Raw genomic sequence first — 18,081 nt, 5'->3', positions numbered from 1 at the left:
TTCTATCGAAATGCTGATTTTTATCTTTTTACCTAGTATGTAGTGCTCAGGTTTTTTTTGTTTTAAAAGCAGTTGTATAGTTGGCGATAATATCATTAGCCTCTAACTTGTATTGTGCCAGATGTTGTTTGACAGCTTGACTGTCTTCAAACTTATTTTCAGTGGCTATAGATCGTATAAATTTACGGGCGTTATTAACTAGCTTTTCTAATAAGCTCTTATTTATTATTTTTATATTGTTACTTGGAGGACACGCATACTCAAAACAAGTAGATAAATGAATCATAATAGGTACACATTTAGCACCATTGCCATAATTATTATTAAACCAAATTTCAGAACCATTCAGCTGATTACAATCGTGTTTGCAAATAAAATCGGTGGTTGCACCATTTTTACATTCAATAACTAAAAATTTTAAATCATCCAACAGCCAGAGATTATCTGGTCCTTTTCCATAATCATTTTCGGGGCGTTGGCCTATAAAGCCAAGAAGGTATGCTAACTCGTTAAAAGCATCCTCAAATATATTTGCAGTACCTTCACTAAATATAAGTTTTGAAAATACTCCCTCTGTATAGATAATAAGTTTGTTTCCATCTTTAAATTTGTCTTTTAAATAGGTAGAACATCGTATTGCTTGTGATCCTGTATGGGTTTTTAATGGTTTATAACTGATGCCTTCGATTGGTTTAAGAACTCTCAAATTATCAGAAATAGCGGATAGTTGGGTTTTTTGCGATTCCACCTTATCGTACTTGTTTATATACTCCGACATGTATTGTTTTAATACGCCTTTTAATAAAAGATCATCGGTTGAGTTATTGATTTCATGTAAAATTCTGTTTGCTGCTTCTTGTGGTTTCCCTGAGCGATCTAAATCGTAAGCTTCTCTTAAAGCGATTTTTATTGAGTCAGATGTATTTTTATTGGAGTAATTTAGGTTAGCCATAATACCTCTACTTAACTCAACCCATTGCGGGTCTCTTTTTAGACAGTAGTTTATTACGGATCTAATTTCCTCAACTCCTTTATCTTTTATTTGATCTGCTACCCTTTCTGACAATTCTAGTTGAGCCTTTGTCGCCGGTGAAAATAGTTCTAAAGTTTCGCCCGTATAAAGCTGAGAAGTAAGATCTTTTCCCATAAGAAAAATGACGCAATAATCATCATTAGATCTAACACCTCTCCCCATCCCCTGTTCTACTTTATGAACGATTTGATTTACTTTGTTCGAACTACCCGCAAGCTCGCTCTGGCGAATTTTATCAATATTATTTCGAGCGGCTGGTAATCCATCTATAACTAACAATCGACAAGCATTTTCGGGCAAATCAATCCCATCATATTTGTTAACTAAAATTGTTAAGCCAATATGAGTTGTTTTAAGTTGTTCAACTCCTTGAAGGATAGTGTCTTTTTTTAAAATGAGATCAGCTGCATCCTCCCAAAACTCCAATCGTTTGTTAGATGGGACAATAACTACCACGTTATATTCTTTGGATAATTTCAAACATAATTCTTTAACATCACTATCAAACATATTTGTGTTGAGAGCTTGTGGTAATAGGATTAATCGATCACCTACATCTCCCGCTGAATCTGGAGTGATAGGGTTATTAAGATATTGAGAGCTAACACCAAAATGGGTCGTTAAGACGCTATCGTCTGATAATGTCGCGGTCATAAATATTTTTCTTGATGCATTACTAATAGAAGGAATCACATCAATTGGAATACAATTACTAGTAATTTCAATGGAATGCTTACTAATAACGCAACTGCATCGCTCTAAATTTTCTTTTATTAATGGCCATTTAAATTTTATGTCTTCATGATTTTTGTTTTCAATTAAAACCTGCATTACCTTACTTAGATTTTCTTGCCAGTTCCAATATGGGATCAGAATGTAAGCAAAGGGGTCTCCCGCTTCAATCTCCAAATATTTTGCTTCCGACTGCCTTTTCATTGCTTCTTCAAAAAGACTAAATAATTTTTTATATGCTGGGTTAGATGATGACACGTTCAAAGTGAATTGTTCTTCGACTGTGTTTACGCACGCATGAGCATCATCAATAAGGAGTGTCTTAATGGGTATTTTTGCTCCCTCATCGCCAACACCAAATACTGATTTCCCGTTAATTAATTTATATATATTAGTTACTAGAATTGCTTTTCCTTTTAAAAAACTCTCATTTTCAGGGTTATCAACGGCATTTAATCCAAGATCTTTGGCTTCGGATAACACTTGTTCTACTAAAAAATTATCTGGAACTATATAAACTACAGGCCCTTTCTTCTCATTCAAGCAACTTTTTAAAATTAAAAGGCCAACCACTGTTTTACCGCCACCAGTATTCATTTTTATAACCAGGTTGCGTTCTTCTTTGCGGTCAAACCATTTGCTCCATACTTGAGATTGCACATCGCGGGGGTAATGGAATTTGTTTGGTTTTTTATTTGGTAAGGCGCTAAAAATTTCTCTTGGCTTTAAGACTGTATCAACAGTTTGTCCTGTACTCAGTTTGGAAAAATCTAATGCCATTTTATATCCTTTAAAAAGTACTGTTATTTGATGTTGGCCAAATGTTTATTAGGCTTGTAATTGCAATTTTAAGTGCATGTTGAGCGCATCAGCGACCTTTACCAACGTTTCTAATGAGGGAATAAAGGAGCTATTGCCGCTTTCAAGACGAGAAATAACCGATTGCTTGGTTCCAATTTTATTGGCCAACTCGGATTGAGTCATATGCCGCTTTTTACGGGCATTCACAATCATGACGGCAATGTTATTAATGATTTGCTCACGCTCATAGTGCTTGGCAAATTCTTCGTCCTTATTGATTTTGTCGTCAATAAACTCATTTAAGGTAAGTGCTTTCATGGTCGTATACCTCCATCATTCGTTTTTCAGCCAGTTCAATTTCTTGCTTTGGCGCTTTTTGTGACTGCTTTTTGTAAGCATGTAAAAGAACAATGATTTCCTTTTGAATACACACATAAAAAAAACGATAACCACTGCGTGATGTTTTAATCTTAATTTCCCAAAGCGAGCCTTTTATTTGCCTGAATTGTACCCTTGGGCTATCAAAACCAAGCTCTTCAACATTCTTTAAACAACCGGCAAGTCGCGCGATTTCATCGGATGGCAAATCATTTAGGAATTCCGCCACAGGGTTTTTGCCTGATTGTTTTTGGTAAAATTTTATTCTCATAGTAATTTATAGCATAAATGTGATATTTTGGAAAGTCTTTAACTAAAGTCTGTCATGGAATTTAGTTTGCTGCTTAACATTTCGGAGTTATTCAAAGACCCTAATTTATCGAGTAATTCCTTGATTGGCCTATTATTTTTTAGTGAAGGAGTCGCCCACAAAAACAAGATATCGTTATCAGATAATATTTTTTGCACAATATCTGGTTTTTCTTCCAGTAAAATCTCTATGGCACAAGATACTAACCATTTGGAGGTTGATAAATCACCTTTTGCGATTTCTTCAATGGTTTTCGGAGAAATACTTTTATCTTTATTAAAAAGGACTATGGATTTTTGGTGCAGTTTTTCTGATTTATTATGAATGGACAATAATTCAGAGAATACCGCTTGTATTTTTAAGGAAACATCCGATTTTACATTTTCAGATAGTCCGAGTTGATTAAGGAGCATCAGGGCTTGCTGCTTTTTGTCATCAGGAAGGCTTGCTGTCTTGATTTTAAGCTGCCCAATGGCTGCACTAATCATGGCATCATAAACATTTAAGTTGATGTCTTCCTCAGAGCATAGCTTGCTTATTTCATCTATAGTACCTATAAAACTGTTGGGTAATTTGATTCTAAAATCTTTTTGTTCGGACAGAGCCTTTGTAGAAAAGTAATGCTCAATAGCCGACATATTGTTCATATAATGCTTTAATTCAATGGTTTCTTCTGGGCTTAATTTATTCCAGGCATCAAATTCATCACAGTTATTGGCTTGAAATGAACCATAGGTTGTTTTTTTATCTGCTGATTGCACATGAACTCTAGGGGGTTTATTCATGTTTGCCTTAACGGCAAATGATAATTTTTTCATTAAATCACCTCAAATGATTTCTAGCCCCCAGCGATTGGAGGCTGGATAAGGTTTAATATTTATAGTTTGGTATTCTTTCGATTATATTATCAATGAACTCAACGAGTTGATCGCAATAAACCCCTTCTATCGCCTCATATGCAGAAACAGGATGCTTAAGCATCTCTGGAACTGTTTTATTTGAATAAAAAGTAATGTTATACAAATCATGTGCCTCATCCAATGTGATGCATACAAACCCATTGAGGCGGTGTGCATGAACTCGTATTGCAAGCATTGTATTGGATACTTTATACCATTTGGACACACCCCACGACCAGACGATCGCTTTATTTGTGTGCAGTAATTGGCGTTGGATAATTTCTGGAATAGTCATGCTGTTCTCCTATGTTTTTACTATTGGTCACTAAGACAAGAACAGTATAACAAGTGCATCTTAAAATATCAACATTTGTAATAAATAAAGTTTATAAAGAAAATTTATAAATAATTTTGACCTTGGGTCGGTTTTTTGCGATACTGTATTTGTTCCTTGAGAACAATAGTAAAAACATAGGAGAACAACATGTTACCAGTATTATCAAAAGATAAATTATTCAAATTAGCGCCATCCATATTCACACAAGCCAGCTCTTATAAAACGAGTACCAAGTACTCGCCCATTTCAACCGAGCAAATCATTGATAAATTAATGTCAGAAGGTTTTTTCCCCACTTGGGCAACCCAGACCAAAAGCCAGAACCAAGAAGCGAAAGTATTTGCAAAACACATGCTCCGTTTTCAACGCCATGATGTCCTGCAAAATAATCAGGGGCTTTATCCCGAATTGGTTCTTATTAACTCTCATGATGGTTTGTCTTCTTATCGCTTAATGGCGGGTCTTTTTCGGGTTGTGTGCAGTAATGGAATGATCGCTGGACAAGCGTATAACGAAATTAGAATTAAACATCAGGGGGATGTTCTTGGGAATGTCATTGAAGGCACCTACAAAGTGATTGAGACAGCAAATAACATGCTTGATGTATCCGATGATATGGCTTCCATTCACTTGAATGACGATGAAAAAATGATTTTTGCAGAAGCTGCTCACTCACTAAAATTCTCTGATACAGAGGGGGGTATTATCGTTAATCCTAAGAGTTTATTGCAACCAAGGCGTTATGTAGATCAAAAAGATAATGATTTGTTTACCGTGTTTAATGTCCTGCAAGAAAACTTAATTAAAGGTGGGATCCGTGGCCATCGTTTAAATAAATACGGTTACACCACTCGAACCAAAACCAGAGAAGTAAAAGCCATTGATCAAAATGTGAAATTAAATCGTGCGTTATGGACTCTTACTGAAAAAATGATGGAAATAAAAAGATAAGCAGGCATTGATGAGCAAAGGAGTATTCCTTTGTTCATCATTCTACGGATGACAAGCAAATCAATCAATTTTAAAGGACAATTATGAAATTAAGATTATATCATGGACGCAATACCCCAGAACAAGAAATGGATGATTGGGGATTTGAAGGCGCAACCCTTAATGATGTTGATGTGATTATATGGACTTATGGAGTACCAAGGATCTTTTTTGTTACTGAGAGCGCATTGAAGGAGGCCATGGATTTAACGGGGTGGGATGAATTAGGGAATGGTTTAGAAATGTGCGTTTATGAGGATTTAATCAAAACCAAAGAGGGATACTTTGGAGATTGGGAATTACTTTGAATTGCAAGAGGTGTTTTTTGCTAGTCTTTATGCCTCATCTTGTTAGTTTTATACCTTGAATATGCTTTGATAATTAATAGAATGTTGATTGATAAGATCACCAAATAATAAAAAATTTGGTGATCTAAAATAAGAACATCCAATTTGTTAATGATTACAGTTAAAGAGCTCTTTATGTAAGAAAAAATAGCTTTACTATTTATCAGAAAAACAATGAATAAAAGAAACGCCAACTTCCGTTTAATTAAAGAAAAACATAAGACTATAGAATGTGCTTTTATTTGAAGAGATCGAATATTCATTTTTAGGATAATACCCTACCTGACACAAGTGCGACTGCTTCTAAAGGTATGATTTTCGACTCATCATCAGCACACTTTATCTCGCTAATTTTTGCGACTATTTTCCCTGATTTATAATCAGTTTTTAAAATGGAATCAGAGATTGCGGTGCACGAAATGGGGTTGATATTTATTTTAAACTGTAATTGATTAGGACTATCAGAATCATGAAAGGGAGCGATGACAAATGCACTAAAAATTTTGCCCATAGGTATGGATTTTGATTCCTTAATCTCCGGTGTTGAAAATTTAAATTTTTTGATGACTACAACTTCCCCCATCTTGCTTGATGGCACATAAATTTTTTTTGATTCTGAGGTAATTTCTTTTTTATGTTCAGACAGTAATTTGAGATATTCATTCTTATTAATAAAAGCGACAGGGATGAGCCAATCCATAATAGCAATTACTGCCTTATCCAGAAAAGTTGGCTCAACACCTCGATTTTTCGCGGCAAGTTCGGATAACTCTTTTATAGTAATATAGGTTTGTTTTTCTTTCTGCTCTAGTTTTGATTGGACTGAATAAGAGTGAAAAACAAATATGCTAATAATAGCTATGGGTACTATGTATTTACACGTTTTTTTAATACTGTTTTTCACTTGAATATCCTTTTTTAAATTGATTATGCTAAAGTTAATTTTTTCTCTTTTCTGTATTGCTTCCATTCTTTGTCTTTAGAGAAAATCATCGTAGATGATTCTTCAAAAAAATGGCTAATGTTATCAATACCAGCCCATAAGCAGTATTCTTTTATTTCTGAGTAAATATCTTTACTGATTTCGATCTTAATTTTTTCAGTTTCAGGTGCTTTTCTTGCGCTGATTAAAGCCATAATAAATCCTCAATTTAATATAAAAATTAGTGTCTTTTAATAACGATTGTTAAATGGATCATAATTGCTGCTATTGTACGTTGAATAATGATGATAATCATTATTCCAATAATTGTCTCTATCGGATGCACTGGAACCAAAAGAATTTCCCATGCTGTCTAAAGCTCCAATCATTGGTAATCCTGTAGCAGGATTAATTTCTGTATTATTTGATTTGGAGCAAGAACGAAAAGAATTCTGTTTAGCATACTTTGCTTTTTCATTTTCAGTCCATTCGCTATATGGTCGAAAATGAATGATTTTAGCAATTTTTTTCAGAATTTTTTTTAATATGCCCATGATATAAATATCCCTGTTCAGTGACACGATTATAGATAAGAGAATCCGTGAATCACAAGTACGCAATTATTATGCGCTTCCCAAAATATTAATTTAAATAAACTATACTAAAATGGCCAGTGAAACACACACAAAAAAAGCAAAACCAAATAAAAAAGAACACACCCCTCGCAATGTTTATTGCTTAAAACATTTTATTATTATTCAGTAGCTTACGTGCGGATTGGCATTTTAAGATCTGCTAACACCCCTATTTTATATAGGTGTGCATCCACTCTTTAATAATAATCAATAAGTTATAAAATATCAACACCTAATCCACACCTATTGAATGAGTAAAAAATATCTATTGAACGAATATACACACCTATTCGACACCCATTATTAAATGATACAATTATTCTAAACCAGGTAAAAACAATGCACAGAACCTGCATTATAAATTTAAAAGAGGATTGTATGCCCAAGGCTTATTGTTATCTAAATCAAAGAATCATTGATCAGCTCGAAACAATTAAAAAAGATGAAGGACATGATTCATCATCCCAAACCATGAAAGAAATGATCGAATTAGGAATTAAGGTATACCTACACAATAAAGATAATCCAGTAATCAGCGAAGATGAAAAAAGACGCTTAGAAAAAGAGGAGGAATTGAATCGTCAACACACGACTCATCTTTTAAGATTACTGGGAATAAGTGCTGATATTTTTCGCTGTGTTTATGATAAAAATAAACTTTCAGGTGAATCAAATAATGCCGAAGAACATATCGCAGAACTTAAGAAGAAAGTAGATAATTTCATTGAAGGATATATCAATAATTAAGTTAGTATTAATGGTATTTACCAGTTAAATTTAAAAATAATATGGCTTATTTTAAGCTTCAAATTTTACTCTGAATAAGTCATTAATTGTTTCATCTGGAAATATGTTGTCAATCCAATTAAAGCAAATGCCACTAATGAAATAGCCAAACTACCATAATAAAATAGTTCATTCCCTTTAGGAAAATGAACTATTCGATCAATGTATATGATAAACATAAAATACAAGAACCAGATTAAAAATAAACATAAAGTCAATCCATTTTTTACATTAAAATAATAGCAATGAATACGACTTAATATTGCTAAAACCATAAAAATTGGAAACGATATAAAGTAAAAAATCATTTGCATTCCAGATGGCTCATAAGCAACCTGAAGCAGGTTATTCACTTTGGTGGAGCACGCTATTGAAACATAGAGATAAATGAGGTAGACCGATGATCCATTTATCAATAAAAGAGAAATTACTCCAAACATTTTTTTCATATAAAATTCCTAGATGCACTGCGTTCAAGTAATTAATATATTTCCATTTCTCCTCGCTGCAGGGTTTTCAGTTTCTCAATTGGATTATTTTTATTTTCAGGAAGTTCGAGATTCATTTGTCGAGAAATGCTCTCAAGACACTTCTTAATTTGATCTTGATTCATATCTATTTTATTAGGGCAGCCAATAAATTTATCGACATTCGTTGCTTTATTTAATATATCTACCACTCCTTGAACCCCACTGCTTTTATTCACATCATTAAAGTCTTTTTGATGTAACGGAATGGCAATTTCTACAGTTTTTCCATGCTGTTTTAATCGTTCAATGGTTTGAATGATTACCTTATCTTCTTTAATTGATTTGCCATCATTATCCATACAAATGACTATTTTATCTGTAAGTAATGCCATATCGATATTTACAAAATTTTCTTTCCCAAGAGTCGCTATAACCCGTTCATTTTGAACTGCATCTCTAACGCTTAATCCGGTTTCCACCCCTTCTGTAATGTAGGTGACACTTTCATGTCCTTTACCCTCGCTTAAAACGACGCCAACGCCTGCTTTTGAGCCATAAGATTTCTTGGGTTTTATCTTCATTATTGCTTTATTTGCTGTTTCATTATCCAGGTATACCACTTCAACGCAGGCCACTTTATTGTCTTTGTCTCGTGCAATATTTAACAGTGCTGGCCTGTAGCGTACTTCCTCAGTATCTTTGGTATAGACATTAGGATGAAATCGAATATTTTCCCCAGATACATTATGTATCTTTCTAATTTCTTTTAAATACCTTTCTGCTATAGTGCCTGATATAGGTTTGGATTCTCGCACCAATTGCAAACCATAATCTGATGTTTTTCTTTTCTTATCAGTGTCTTTCACTTGAAAATTATTGGGGTTTTTGTTTGCTATTTTAATACGTTCCTTTAGGTCATCACCTGTTAATTTGGCGGCATATTCAAGGCTTTCTTTAAAATTTAGATTCAATGTTTTTTGGATCAAATGAAGCATGTTTCCTTTTTCTTGTGTTTCAAAGTTATGCCAAACTCCTCTTTTTTCTCCGCTTAAACAGAGGCTTAAGCTGCCGTGAGTACCATATCGATATTCTGTTTTGGAAGAAAGCGCTTGATTAGGCTGCCCTAGCAATGATTCTATTACCAGCTCTGCCTGCTCGGATAAGTGTTGTGACAGCATATTCGCATCATAACGAGGCTCCTGGTTCTTCATTATGGGCATTCTTTGCGCTGCTTTGAGTGATGTTGATGGTGCATTGGGTATTGGGGGCTTTGTTTGGACATTCAGATGGTTAAGTGATTCCAATGCAGAAGTTTTCTCAGGAGTAACGCGAAGTTGTTTTTGCAGCTTTTTATGATCGTCTGTATAAATCATTGCCTGCAAGGAGCCTCGCGTTACCATAATATAAAACGACCGCAGGTGATTTACTTGCGCATTTTTAGTCTCAGCAACCCCAATAACAAATGGGGATGAAGCTCCTTGAATTGAATAGCTGGTAGCCGTATAACTATAATCCCAATGGGAGTCGCTCATCAATTTTTTTTGCAGCACGTGTTCCACACCACTACTGTCTTTTACGGTAAATGACTCATTATTTACCGCCGTCACCTGTACCCTTTCATTAGCGAATCGACCTAGAGTCTTATCGGATTTTTTAAAATGAATTTTTTCACCAACTGAAACCCTTCCTGGCATCGATTGAAACAATTCAATTTTCCAGTCTTTATTTTCTTTTTCAGGAACAAAGAGGCATTTATTTCCTTTCGCATCGTTTAATACTACCACTTTCGCTGATTCATCTACTGAAACCACTTTGAAATAGTGCTCCGCTTTCTTTAAAAAATACTCCTCTTGCTTTTTTAAGCAATCCCGATATGTTTCGCAATAATAAAGCTCTGCAGTAGTGTAATTAGTGCTTAACAGTCTCGGAAATTCTTTGTTTTCGGAGCCTAAAGTAGATTCTTTCATAAGGGCATCTCTTATCAAACCATTTGCAACTTCCCGTTTTTTATTTTCATGAATGATAACAATCGTGTTATCACGGCATGATGGTGTACGAGATAAATAATCTCCTACAGCCATTTCGATGGGGTTCTTTTGCTTTAATTCTTCCTGGAATGGATCTATTGATTGCTGTTGTGTGTTTTCCAGTTGCAGGTAGTCTTTGGTCGAATCGCCTGTTTCAATAATTGAAGAGGTAATGCTATGGTAAGGACTATCCGCTTTAGTGCGGGTGATTGAGTCTAAGGGTTGATTGGCTAACTGAGCTAAGGCCTTGTCAATATCACCGGCGATTAATGTTTCGATTGCTTTTTTGTATTCGATAACTTGTTGTCTTACCAAATCATCCATACAGGCCACCCTGATGCTTCCCTCTTGAATTAATATCTTACTTGGCTTACCGCTTTCAATACTTTGATGTTGGCTAATATCGCCAAGCATTGCACAACGAGCGCCAGAATGATGAATTTTTTGCATGAGGTTTGCGCAATCTCGATTAGAGACCATGGATGATTCATCGATAAGAACAAGTGTTTTTTTGCTTAATGTCGATTCCTGTTCTTGTTCAATAAGGAAACTCTTTAATGTTTGGGCTTCAATTCCCAGAGCCCTCATTTCTTTTACAGCCTGGTGAGTGGGCGCAACCGCAATTAGTTCAACCTCTTCATGAGTCATTGATTGGGCATGCTTGATGGTATCAATAGCACTGCGAGTCATGGTTGTTTTTCCAGTTCCTGCATACCCCTGAATCATAATAAACTGATCGGATGTAGTCGTGATTAACTCACAAGCTTCTTTTTGGCCTTTGGTAAGATCTGTCAGTTCTAGTTGTTTTTGCGCTTCATCACTGCTCATCAATGGCTTAAGAATGTTAATACCCGCTTTAACATTCTTTATAATCGATTCTTCAAATGCCACCGCTTCTTTGGTGGTCAAAAACTCGTTCCCTCCAGATATTAAGTCGCCACTGTTTATGGCATTACCCAGGACGTTATCTATTTCATTAAGACCTGCTTTTCCAATAGCCTGATGAACGGCCACTTCAAGTAAATCTGATCGAGTAAAGGCTGCCTCTCGTTCTGAAAGGTGAGCAATTGCAAAGTGCAGCGCTTTTTCCGCATCACTTTTTTGGGGTTTTTTAGCGGTTAATAGGGTTAAGGCCTGCTCTAGTGAACTGAGTAGATCACTCGTGGTTCTATGGTCAATAATCTGTGCACCATGATTTGTTTTGGCGGCATCCAAAGTCAGCGATATCGCGGAGGATTTTGTCGCACTTTTCATGGCAAATCGATTTGCCTTGTCCACATTATCCGTAATAATCATTACGTTTTCTTTACTGGATTCGCATAAAAGCGACATGGTATTTTGTTTGAGCGCATAGGCTGGCAGTGTCATAATGGTTTGTTTCACGGGTTTAAGATCATCGGAATACATGGTTTTGGCATAGGCATGGCTCAATGGGAAATGCTTTTCGTTACTCGTGATAAGATGAATGCTTCTTTTCCCATCTCTTATTTTTATTCCATGTCGGGTAAATGCAGTAACCTCATATTGGTTTCCTATTTTTAATCCTTCAAAGGATAAACTGGCAGTGGCCACTAATTGATCCCCGATTCCTACCGATAAAGGTGTTTGTTCATAAATCTGCATGGAATCTGTAATATTTTTAGCAGCAAGTAGTGATCTTGCCCCATTGGAATTACGAACAATCAATTGATTGTCTTTTTCATTAATACCGAGTACCGTGAATTTTTTTGATTCCGTACGGGTGTTATGGATTAATATCCAATTGGACTGATAACTTTTAGCCAGTTTTTTTTCACTGAGGGTCAAGGGAATACGGGTTAATGTATTTATAGTCTTTTCATCTGATGAAATCTCTCCCTGCTCTTTTAACTGAGTACGGATTGCTTCATTGACTTCTTTAGCTTCGAGCTTTGAGACAGTAAAGACTTTTGTATTTTGCCTCTGGATTACTGGCAAGTTACAGTACATTTGCGCTGTTTTAAGAATACGTCCCTCAACGGTTTGGGCTTCTATAAGATTGATGCTGGTGGCCGGCACCTTTCTGTCATCAACCTCAAATGATTTTATACAGGCTTTATCAAGCAAGTCGGGAATATCGGATTTAAAGCCAGACAGAGATTGTGATTTTTCCAGAAAAATGACCTTGGCACATCGCTTATCGGCAATAGATAATAAAGTATTCATCTCGTCAGGAGCCAGGCGCTGTGCTTCATCCACAATCAGTACTTCGCGCTCCTTTTTACTATGAAAAAAGGGCAATTTATGTTCTGAACCATGACGATAATTAAAGCCTGCTACTGTTTCACACAAATCCTGTTTCCCAATAGATAAAATCCATTGCCACAGTGTAGGCGCTGATTTGGCCATATCCTTATTGATTGTATTGGCAGAAAAAGCAGAGGGACAAAGGATACGAATTATTTTGGAATCCTGTGAATAATCAATTAAAGTACTTAAAAGCTCACGCGAGGTAGCGCTTTGCTGCTTGATGCGTACAACTCCATCTTTATTAAATAAGGCTTGAGTTACTGCCTTTTGAATGGACTCATTATCGGTGAGTTTGCACACTTTATCCATATTTCGTTCGATGCCTTTTTTTTGGTGTGTGAAGTTCACGATTTTTTTTATGAGCTCTTGTTCTTTGTTAATGAGCTTACTCGTTGTAAAAGAGGAGTTTTCTGCATTAAGAGCAATCAGATTTTGTGCATCAATTTCTTGATCAATCCGTGACATCAGCGCTTCAAAGCCCTGTTCACCTAAGGAAAAATAGAGACTTGTCTGTAACACTTCCTGATAGGTAAATGTAAGTTTTTTCTCTTCTAAATGCGCAATTGCATCAAGAACACTTCTATCGAGTTCTTGATTATTGGACATGGCTTCTTTAGGCGTATGCGATTCTTTGGTTTTATCCTTTAAAGTGGCCAGATAGGTGGCAGGATTTACTCCCAGCGCTTCACTTTCTGCTTTCCATCGCATGCGTAATTCCTCTGGGGAAACCACTTCCTTTGACTTTCTTGAATCCAGAGTTGCTCTGTCATATGCTTTTAACGAATTTGAGTGCATCCCTTTAATGTGTTCTTCAACCTGGGTACGGCGTTTAGACATTCGTTCCAGCAATGTCTTATCAAAATGTTTGATTTCAAATAAACCATGGGCATCGCCTGTATGTTCTATTTCGAGCCCCATTTCTTTTAAACCAAGAGCAATTTCAGACCGGTACACAAGCCCTAAAAAGATTTGGTTGTCCATAATCCATTCCATAGTGCCGTGATTACGACTGATATCAGAGGCTAAAGCACGCCACTTGCCATCAAGACGTTCAGTAAAATTCATCAAAAGTGCATGCACATGGAGCTGAGGATCAAGCTCTCGGGAGGTGTCATGGAGGATGGTCGCAAAACACAGATTGCCAGTCTTTTCATACTCCATACCCTCTTTTCCTGATTTGCGTGCTTCGGCAGCTTCCTTCTCAATGAGTTTTAATACCGTTTTTACGGCATTTAAATGCAAATCAATAAACTCTTTATGGCCACAAACCAAACCAAGATAGGACACCGATTTAGGCGCGGAGAAGGTCAGATCATATCCGCCACGATGCTTGATTTCGCCGGATTGGGTTTTGAGGCCAATGACATCGCCGCTCGGTAATGCACCACGAACAACGGCCTCAAGGGATAGTACGTTAACCTCTCCAGAAAGGTTTTGTCGCTCAGCACTTAACCCCACCCATTCGGTGGTCAATTGATTTGAAAAGTAATAATTTTCCTTATCAAAATAATAACCTGGCATTTTAATCGGTTTAACTCGCAGACTTAACATAATTTATTCCTCTATCAAAAAATAGATTCAATCTCGTATTCACCTTGGAAACGCTTGGAATTAGTCGACTCTTGCGCATTAAAGCGACTGTCTGAGGACTCATTAACAACAGGCACATGTTTAATGCTGGTATTAGAAACAGGAAGAGACGGTATGGCACGAGGTAGAAAACCTGAAGCCTTCGCGCTTCTTTTTTGATAATGAAGCTCCAATTTTGTTATAGGATATTGACCTGGCAATCGCAGATAACAAGTAAGCGGATCAAGCCCCATAATTTCAGGATAAGTCACCAAGGGTCGTGTAATACGGTTTTTTCCTAAGGAAATCCCATCACGAATGGAGTTAGCTCCATAAGAATAATTTTCTCGGGTATCATCAATTTCCTCATCCCCAAGTTCCTTACTGACAAGTTGCGCCATTTCATGACTTGGACTTGCAAAAAAGGCTCGGGTATTCAGCAAGTCAAAAATTTCAGCCGCCCCACTACGCCCATATACCTTCTCCAATTGACTAAAGCTCTGCATTCCCAGCAGAAAACAGCCGCCAAATTTCCTGACTTCAGCAATGGTTTCACCCAATAAGGGTAATTTGTGCAGGCTTGGTAATTCATCACAAATAAACCAAATTCGCCTGTTCGCATCTTCTGGCAAGCTCAAAAGTGTCAGGGATGCCATGGCAATCCACATCGAAATCAATGGTTTTAAAGATTTATGCTGTTCCCCATTGCTTGATATAAAAAGCCAGCCCTCCAAATCTTTATTTAACAGATAATCACGAATGGAAAAGGAAGGCTTACCAGATTCATCAAGCCCACTTAACGACTGCATTGATTTAAGGTAGGTTGTGATGACGGAGCGAATGGAGATGGCTGTTTTTTCTATTTTATTACTGACCAAAGTCGCTGCAGCCGTGCCGTTGAGATAAGGTTCCAACTCACTAAACTCGCCCGTTACCAGTAACCCTAACAGCTTGGATAGGGAACGTTCCTTATCCTCACGCATTTGACTTGCAAGACAGGCAAACACGGTGCGTGCTGCATTAACCCAAAATGGATCGTTTTCTCCATGCATGGGGATGAGGCTTTCTGCCATGTTTTCCAGTAATTCATCTTTTGGGGCTTCCAGCCATAAATCCCAATTAGCACAGCGTGCATCAAAAGGATTAAGTAAAACATCATGATCTTCCTGAAAATAAGCCTGAGTAAACGTGCATCCCTTGTCATAGACAATGACTCGGTCGCCTCGTGCACGTAAACAATCCATCAATTTCATAATGAACTGACTTTTCCCCATCCCAACCGTGCCATGAACCAATAAATGCTGCACCTCTGCACCTTGCAACAGGGGAAATCCATCAAGATGTAAATCAGATGCTTTTCTTTGCTTTATGATCTGTTTTTTAAGTGTTTCTGATGGGACTAAACTAGCCCCTCGTATAAATTGGTTTTGTGTTTGTACCTTTCCTCGATAAATGAAATATCGGCTCACCAAAAGTGCCACAATCAACGATAAGGGAAAACTCCATAGAGTTGACTGTAACAAGAAGGTCAGTAAACGATCTGAGGTAGCAGAAAAATAGTGATTGTGGAGAAGCTGCTCGACAGTTTGTGATGCATACCCCCCTTTAACAGGGATAGAAAATACATGTGGCACCCCTGCCAGGTGATAAAAGTGAGCCGCGTGATAGGACACCGTCTGTCTTATCATTCCATGTGGCGCAAAAATACCGGTCAATACAATGCTTAACCCTGCCCAAATGAATAAGTAAACATGAAAGAGCGCTTTGTTAATCTGAAACCACATCCGCAGATTATGGAATGAGATCTGGCCTCCCCGGGTATAATGTTTGTAATTGGATTCATGACTCATTTTATCTTCCTCCTGCTTGTTTTGGGCAAAGCAGCGGCTTCCACTGCTTGTATTTGTGGTTAAAAATTATTCTTTTTGATGTGTTTTTTTTATTTTAAGGGTATTGCCGCACTGGCATTTTTGTCCTTATCAAAATAATTCTTTATAAGAGTAAACAGCACGCTGATGCCTATCCTATTGAGCTCCATTTCAACAAGGATGCTCGTTAAAATCCCACTGATGAAAAAAGCGCCAAAGGATATGAAGAAGGCAGCACTGGGAAACAAGAACAGTGATGGAATCAAAACAATCCCCGCAAATATTCGATAGGCTATAGTCCCAGCTCGCCTTATTTGTTTTACAATCAATGAGCCTGTTCTTAGTTTGTGTTTCAATTGATAGTCAATCAAAATGTATTGATTTAATGAGCTGTAAATGAATAGAAAAACAAAAAGGCACAGTCCTAGAGCCATTAATGGCAGCCAGAAAAAAATGTAGATGAGCTCGTGCGTTGAAGTCTCCACCATCAACACGTTCCAATAAAAAGGAAGTGGAAGTAAAAATCCTAGAAGTATTGTTCCATATAGTTTAAAAAAAACATGCAAAAACAAACGCCTGTTCGCCTGGTAATACTCCTTGGCCGGCATAATATCCACGTCCAATGTTTTTAATGTTTCTATATCCAAGGCGATGGCCTCTTTTAATTCTTGTGAATTCATTTCTTCATTATTCATGGATAAGCTCCTTCTTTGGGGCTGATTTATCATGATGATCAACCCATTTAGTAAAATAGGCGGGTATAGCCACGTTGGTTTGCCCCAGTTTTTTACCTTCGCCTACATCGTTGTTTGTTGTTTCAACCGCTTGCTGGTATTGACTCTTTAAACGCCCTCCTCCACTGCTTGTTTTATTTACCGCCGCATCTACCTGATTATTAATTTTTTGCTGCATACTTTTGGCTCTTGATGCATCCATGCCAACTCTCATAGTCCTTCCAGAATCCTCCAATGCATTACTGTTTTTGTGGTAGTCAGCTCTCATTTGTGACTCTTTTGTACTTAATGGATTTGCTGCATCCTGATAAAAGGAGTCAATCCGAGCATTTTTAGAAGCATTGCCGTATCGTGCGATTAAACCTTCTCGTTGCTCATGGATAAACTCATTAGCTAGCGTTTGTAATTGTTTTAACGAAGCCAGATCTGAAGGATTGGAATACAACGCATCACGAGTTACTTCATCAGTTCGACTGGCAACATATTTCGAGAAGGCCTGATTTAGATCGGTAGTAACTTGATCAGCGTTTGATTCCACATAACTCCTGGCCGTGCTAATGCGAGCGGCTTTAGACATCGAGGCATCGTAGTTTTGGCTTGCCGTTTGCGCCTCCCTTAAATCGGTACCCATTTGATTCGAAAGACTTGCCCCTTCCGAATGGCTGTTATCAAAATGATGGTTTTGTGCAAACTGGCTCACGTAATTAAGCGCCTGATTAAAGTCTTCTGCTTCCTTCGCTGACATGCTACTGTCCGTCCCTTCATGGTAACGATCACTACTTGTTGATGACCGATCGAACTTGGCATGACTATCAGCACCTCCTGTTGCTCCAAAAGCAAACCGCCCAATGCTTCCCAGCATGCTTTTTTCACTTGCAACTCCGGCGTGGACATTTAATCCAGCAGCGGTCATATGAGCCAGCGCATCTTCTTGGCTTATCCCTTCGCGTTTAGCTACATCCGAGGCAATGTGCG

At 37.2% G+C, this 18,081-nt stretch carries 15 protein-coding genes and 1 pseudogene; 3 read left to right on the top strand and 13 right to left on the bottom strand.

All coding sequences use genetic code 11. The features are described 5' to 3' along the window. Positions 1 to 46: 46 nt before the first annotated feature. The 5 genes from KYQ_RS17535 to KYQ_RS17515 are packed head-to-tail and all read right to left on the bottom strand — an operon-like array spanning position 47 to position 4,448. Positions 47 to 2,545 carry a DEAD/DEAH box helicase family protein gene (locus KYQ_RS17535; RefSeq protein WP_014845123.1) on the bottom strand — a complete coding sequence of 833 codons (2,499 nt, stop codon included), beginning with the start codon at positions 2,543 to 2,545 and terminating at the stop codon, positions 47 to 49. Between the two features lie 48 nt (positions 2,546 to 2,593). Further along, complete coding sequence (locus tag KYQ_RS17530; RefSeq protein WP_014845124.1) at positions 2,594 to 2,884, bottom strand: helix-turn-helix domain-containing protein; 291 nt, start codon at positions 2,882 to 2,884, stop codon at positions 2,594 to 2,596. After that, positions 2,862 to 3,215, bottom strand: a complete 354-nt coding sequence (locus KYQ_RS17525; RefSeq protein ID WP_014845125.1) for a type II toxin-antitoxin system RelE/ParE family toxin — start codon at positions 3,213 to 3,215, stop codon at positions 2,862 to 2,864. Before KYQ_RS17525 ends, KYQ_RS17530 begins: the two co-directional genes overlap by 23 nt. A gap of 38 nt (positions 3,216 to 3,253) precedes the next feature. Next, the gene (locus KYQ_RS17520) at positions 3,254 to 4,072 is read right to left on the bottom strand and encodes a hypothetical protein (protein WP_014845126.1); all 819 of its coding nucleotides are present in this window, start codon (positions 4,070 to 4,072) and stop codon (positions 3,254 to 3,256) included. Between the two features lie 52 nt (positions 4,073 to 4,124). Beyond that, on the bottom strand, positions 4,125 to 4,448 hold the full coding sequence (locus KYQ_RS17515) for a hypothetical protein (protein ID WP_014845127.1): 324 nt from the start codon (positions 4,446 to 4,448) through the stop codon (positions 4,125 to 4,127). 189 nt (positions 4,449 to 4,637) lie between these two features. On the opposite strand from KYQ_RS17515, the gene KYQ_RS17510 reads away from it, so the two are divergent. Both KYQ_RS17510 and KYQ_RS17505 read left to right on the top strand, forming a co-directional pair. Then, on the top strand, positions 4,638 to 5,441 hold the full coding sequence (locus KYQ_RS17510; protein ID WP_014845128.1) for a DUF932 domain-containing protein: 804 nt from the start codon (positions 4,638 to 4,640) through the stop codon (positions 5,439 to 5,441). A gap of 83 nt (positions 5,442 to 5,524) precedes the next feature. After that, entirely contained in the window at positions 5,525 to 5,788 is a 264-nt protein-coding gene (locus KYQ_RS17505; RefSeq protein WP_014845129.1) for a hypothetical protein, read from the top strand. 304 nt (positions 5,789 to 6,092) lie between these two features. Here the strand turns inward: KYQ_RS17505 and KYQ_RS17500 are convergent, their stop codons facing one another. From KYQ_RS17500 to KYQ_RS17490, 3 genes are read right to left on the bottom strand one after another with little or no spacing between them, the layout of a single operon-like run. Beyond that, positions 6,093 to 6,731: a hypothetical protein gene (locus tag KYQ_RS17500; protein ID WP_014845130.1), complete on the bottom strand. Its 639-nt coding sequence runs from the start codon at positions 6,729 to 6,731 to the stop codon at positions 6,093 to 6,095. A gap of 23 nt (positions 6,732 to 6,754) precedes the next feature. Further along, entirely contained in the window at positions 6,755 to 6,964 is a 210-nt protein-coding gene (locus tag KYQ_RS17495; protein WP_014845131.1) for a hypothetical protein, read from the bottom strand. A gap of 36 nt (positions 6,965 to 7,000) precedes the next feature. Beyond that, positions 7,001 to 7,303 (bottom strand): hypothetical protein, encoded by a 303-nt coding sequence (locus KYQ_RS17490; protein ID WP_014845132.1) that lies wholly within the window; start codon positions 7,301 to 7,303, stop codon positions 7,001 to 7,003. A gap of 459 nt (positions 7,304 to 7,762) precedes the next feature. Between KYQ_RS17490 and KYQ_RS17485 the strand changes: the two genes are divergently transcribed. Next, positions 7,763 to 8,131: a relaxosome protein TraM gene (locus KYQ_RS17485; protein ID WP_014845133.1), complete on the top strand. Its 369-nt coding sequence runs from the start codon at positions 7,763 to 7,765 to the stop codon at positions 8,129 to 8,131. Between the two features lie 65 nt (positions 8,132 to 8,196). Here KYQ_RS17485 and KYQ_RS17480 read toward each other — a convergent pair whose 3' ends face one another. The 5 genes and pseudogenes from KYQ_RS17480 to KYQ_RS17460 form a co-directional block, all read right to left on the bottom strand. Next, complete coding sequence (locus KYQ_RS17480) at positions 8,197 to 8,619, bottom strand: hypothetical protein (RefSeq protein ID WP_019350439.1); 423 nt, start codon at positions 8,617 to 8,619, stop codon at positions 8,197 to 8,199. Between the two features lie 32 nt (positions 8,620 to 8,651). After that, complete coding sequence (gene traI, locus KYQ_RS17475; protein ID WP_014845134.1) at positions 8,652 to 14,486, bottom strand: conjugative transfer relaxase/helicase TraI; 5,835 nt, start codon at positions 14,484 to 14,486, stop codon at positions 8,652 to 8,654. A gap of 14 nt (positions 14,487 to 14,500) precedes the next feature. Continuing rightward, positions 14,501 to 16,354: a type IV conjugative transfer system coupling protein TraD gene (gene traD / locus KYQ_RS18540; RefSeq protein WP_019350438.1), complete on the bottom strand. Its 1,854-nt coding sequence runs from the start codon at positions 16,352 to 16,354 to the stop codon at positions 14,501 to 14,503. An 89-nt stretch (positions 16,355 to 16,443) separates the two neighbouring features. Next, the gene (locus KYQ_RS17465; protein WP_019350437.1) at positions 16,444 to 17,067 is read right to left on the bottom strand and encodes a hypothetical protein; all 624 of its coding nucleotides are present in this window, start codon (positions 17,065 to 17,067) and stop codon (positions 16,444 to 16,446) included. Next, positions 17,060 to 18,081 (bottom strand): annotated as a pseudogene (locus KYQ_RS17460) (conjugal transfer protein TraG N-terminal domain-containing protein); the annotation flags it as partial. The gene KYQ_RS17465 and the pseudogene KYQ_RS17460, both read right to left, overlap by 8 nt.

The organism is Fluoribacter dumoffii NY 23 (assembly GCF_000236165.1).
Classification (GTDB): domain Bacteria; phylum Pseudomonadota; class Gammaproteobacteria; order Legionellales; family Legionellaceae; genus Legionella; species Legionella dumoffii.
The sequence above is the reverse complement of the archived record's forward strand: the minus strand, read 5'-3'. Positions and strand labels throughout refer to the sequence as shown.